This is a genomic window from Rhizobacter sp. P3_B12, from assembly GCF_056402895.1.
Genome location: NZ_JBFUGN010000544.1, coordinates 1 through 4,140, shown reverse-complemented (window position 1 = coordinate 4,140; position 4,140 = coordinate 1). Strand labels below are relative to the sequence as shown.

Below are 4,140 nucleotides of genomic sequence, written 5' to 3'. Positions count from 1 at the left end.
TGTCGGCGTAGTGCAGCACCTCGGGCGCGGCCAGGCCGAGCAGGGCCTCGATGCGCTCCAGCACCGCATCGGGCACCGGCTCGTAGGCCGCGGCGCGGAACAGCACGCCGCTGCGTTCGCGGCCGAACGGCACGCAGCTCGCGAACGCGAAGCCGTCCATCAGCGGCTTCAGCGCCTCGCGCACGCGCAGCGCTTCGTCCTCGGGCAGCCAGGCCACGCCGAGCAGGCGCCATGGCAGCTCGGCCTTCAGCACCTTGACGGCGGCGTGCTTCAGCTCGGGCTGCTTGGAGCGCGGGCAGAAGGCCGAGGTCGTCAGCGCATTCACGCCGCGCATCGGCGTGCCGCCGGTCTGGCCGCCGACGTACTCGTCGCCCCAGTGCATCGCGATGAAGGCCTGCGCGGGCGAGACCTGCTCGCTCGCCTGCACCGGCAGCACGATGCTGCCGCGGCGCGAGGTGACGTGCACCAGGTCACCGTCGGCGAGCTTCAGCCGCGCGAGGTCCTGCGCATGCATCTCGATGGCCGGTTCGGGCACGTGGCCGAACAGGCGGCCGATGGTGCCGGTGCGGCTCATGCCGTGCCACTGGTCGCGCAGCCGGCCGGTGGTGAGCGAGAACGGGAAGCGGGCGTCGCGCGGCTCGGCCAGCGGTTCGTACGGGGTGTCGGCGAAGCGGGCGCGGCCGGAGTCGGTCGGGAAGCGGCCGTCTTCGTAGAGGCGTGCGCGGCCGGCCGTGGCGCCGGCGGGGAAGGGCCATTGCGCCGGGGCGGCATCGAGCTGCGGGTAGCTGAGCCCGGTGATGTCGAGATCGCGCCCGCGCGTCGTTTCGCGGTGTTCGTTCCAGACCGATTCCGGCGTGGCGTAGTCGAACAGCGAGGGCAGCGAGGGGCGCAGCCGTGCTTCGAGGCGGCGCGCGAAGTCGGTGGCGGCGGCCCAGTCGTGGCGGGCCTGGCCGGGCGCGGCGATGGCCGGGCGCACGCGGCTGATGCGGCGCTCGCTGTTGGTGACGGTGCCGTCCTTCTCGCCCCAGCTGGTGGCGGGCAGCAGCAGGTCGGCGTAGCCGCAGGTGGCGGTGGTGGAGAAGGCCTCCTGCACGACGATGAACTCGGCGCGTTCGAGCGCGCGCCGCACCGTCGCCTGGTCGGGCATCGATTGCGCGGGGTTGGTGCAGGTGATCCACAGCGCGCGGATCTCGCCGTCGGCGGCTGCCTGGAACATCTCGACGGCCGTCTTGCCGGGCACGGCCGGCACGTCGGGCACGCCCCACAGCGCGGCGACTTCGGCGCGGTGGGCCGGGTTCGCGAGGTCGCGGTGCGCACTCAGCAGGTTCGCGAGCCCGCCGACTTCGCGCCCGCCCATCGCGTTCGGCTGCCCGGTCAGCGAGAACGGGCCGGCGCCGGGCTTGCCGATCTGCGCGGTGGCGAGGTGCAGGTTGATCAGCGCGGCGTTCTTGAAGGTGCCGGCGCGGCTCTGGTTGAGCCCCTGGCAGTACAGCGACAGCGTGCGGCCGCCGGCATCGGCGAACCAGCGCGCGGCCTGCACGAGCGCGGCCTCGTCGATGCCGCAGAGGCGCGCGGTGTCTTTCGGCGTGAACTCGCGCACGCGGTCGCGCAGTGCGGCGAAGCCTTCGGTGTGGGCGGCGATGTAGGCGTGGTCGACCAGGCCTTCCCACAGCATCAGGTGCAGCATGCCGTTGAAGAGGGCCACGTCGGTGCCGGGCAGCAGCGGCAGGTGCAGGTCGGCGGCCTCGGCGGTTTCGGTGCGGCGCGGGTCGGCGACGATGATCTTCATCGCCGGGTTCGCGCGTTTCGCATCCTCGATGCGCCGGAACAGGATCGGGTGGGCCCACGCTGTGTTCGCGCCGGCGATGAAGAGGGTGCTGGCGAGCGCCAGGTCGTCGTAGCAGGCGGGTGGCGCATCGGCGCCGAGCGTGAGCTTGTAGCCGGCGACGGCGCTGCTCATGCACAGGCGCGAGTTGGTGTCGACATTGTTGGTGCCGATCAGGCCCTTGGCGAGCTTGTTGAAGACGTAGTAGTCCTCGGTGAGCAGCTGGCCGGACAGGTAGAACCCCACCGAATCGGGGCCGTGTCGTTCGATCGTGCTGGCGAAGCGCTCCGTGGCGAGGTCGAGGGCCGTGTCCCAGGTGACGGGTCTCGGTGCGCTGCTTCGCTCGAGGCGTTGCATCGGCTGCAGCAGCCGCGATTGCATCGTGATGGCGGCGCTGGCGGTGTGGTGCAGCGTGCTGCCCTTGGTGCACAGGCGGCCGAAGTTCGCGGGGTGGTCGGGGTCGCCTCGTACGCCGGTGATCTGGTCGTCGCTCGACTCGATGATCACGCCGCAGCCGACACCGCAGTACGGGCAGGTGGAGCGGGTTTCACGCATGTTGCTCGTGTCCGGGGGCTCGCACCATGCAACCGTTCGCCCTGAGCAGGGACCGAGCTTGTCGAGGGCCCGTGTCGAAGGGTTGCTGCTCAGCGATGCAGGGCTTCGACAGGCTCAGCCCGAACGGTGTTGCTGCAAACATCAGCCGACCACCACCGGAATGACCTTCGGCCCGGCCACCGGCCGGACCAGGTCGATCGCGTGCTGCGCCAACTCGAGCGCATCGAGGTGCACCACGCCATTCGAGACGTGCACCGCAAACCGCGGCGTGCAGCCATCATCGGGCGCCCGGGCACATCCGTCGTCCAGCCCGATCGTCCAGTTGTGCAGCGGGCACGCGACGCTCTTGCCGAACACGATGCCCTGGCTCAGCGGGCCGCCCTTGTGCGGGCAGCGGTCGAGCAGCGCGAACACCTCGTCCTGGTCGTTGCGGAAGATCGCGACATCGACGCCCGCATCGCGCGCCACGCGGCGCGAACCCAGCACCGGGATGTCGTCGACGCGGCAGATGGCTTGCCACTGGCTCATTGCGCTGCTCCTTGCGAGATCGTTTCGTGTGCCGCCCCGACCGGCGTGAACTGCCGGGTGTCGACCCGCGCCTTGTCGAAATCGAACCACGGGTCGGGCTCGCCATCGAGCGAGAACTTCAATCGCTCCCACAGCGCCACGCGGCCTTCGGCATCGTCGAGGATCTTCTTCTTCACGTAGTCGAGGCCCACGCGCCCGATCCAGTGCACCGTGCGCTCCAGGTACCAGCCTTCCTCGCGGTACAGCTGCAGGAAGGCGCCGCTGTACTCCAGCACCTCCTCGGCCGTCTTCAGCTTCACGAAGAAATGCGCCACCTCGGTCTTGATGCCGCCGTTGCCGCCCACATAGATCTCCCAGCCCGAATCGACGCCGATCACGCCCACATCCTTGATGCCCGACTCGGCACAGTTGCGCGGGCAGCCGCTCACCGCCAGCTTCACCTTGTGCGGCGCATACATGCGCCACAGCGCACGCTCCAGGTCCTTGCCCATCTGCGTGCTGTCCTGGGTGCCGAAACGGCACCACTCCGACCCCACGCAGGTCTTCACCGTGCGCAGCGCCTTCGCATACGCATGGCCCGAAGGCATGCCGATGTCCTTCCAGACGTTGACCAGGTCCTCTTTCTTCACGCCCAGCAAATCGATGCGCTGCCCGCCGGTCACCTTGACGGTCGGGATCTTGTACTTGTCCACCGCATCGGCGATGCGCCGCAACTCGTCGGCCGTCGTCTCGCCGCCCCACATGCGCGGGATCACGCTGTAGGTGCCGTCCTTCTGGATGTTGGCGTGGCTGCGCTCGTTGATGTAGCGCGACTGCGGATCGTCCTGCGCCTCCTTCGGCCAGGTGCTGATCAGGTAGTAGTTCACCGCCGGCCGGCAGCTCGAGCAGCCGTTCGGCGTGCGCCACGCCAGCGTCTGGTACACCGATGCGATCGACAGCAGCTTCTCGTTGCGGATCGCGTCGCGCACCTCCTGGTGGCTGCGGTCGGTGCAGCCGCACATCGCCTTCTTCTTCGGCGTCGCCGAGTAGTCGCCGCCGGCGGTGAACATCAGCAGCTGCTCGACCAGCCCGGTGCACGAGCCGCACGACGCACTCGCCTTCGTGTGCTTGCGCACCTCCTCCAGCGTGAACAGGCCCTTCTCCTTGATGGCCTTGCAGACCGTCCCCTTGGTGACGCCGTTGCAGCCGCAGACCTCGTCGCTGTCGGCCATCGCGGCCGCCTTGTTGTGGCC

At 69.6% G+C, this 4,140-nt stretch carries 3 protein-coding genes; all 3 read right to left on the bottom strand.

Annotated elements, in window-relative coordinates; all coding sequences use genetic code 11:
* Window positions 1-2,380 (bottom strand): molybdopterin oxidoreductase family protein (locus tag AC1D01_RS23285; protein ID WP_477870528.1); only part of this gene is annotated, 2,380 nt, incomplete at its 3' end.
* Window positions 2,381-2,521: 141 nt separating this feature from the next.
* Window positions 2,522-2,908, bottom strand: a complete 387-nt coding sequence (gene nirD / locus AC1D01_RS23280) for a nitrite reductase small subunit NirD (protein ID WP_477870526.1) — start codon at window positions 2,906-2,908, stop codon at window positions 2,522-2,524.
* The coding region (locus tag AC1D01_RS23275) for a (2Fe-2S)-binding protein (RefSeq protein WP_477870524.1) at window positions 2,905-4,140 on the bottom strand (1,236 nt) is incomplete at its 5' end. The genes nirD and AC1D01_RS23275, both read right to left, overlap by 4 nt.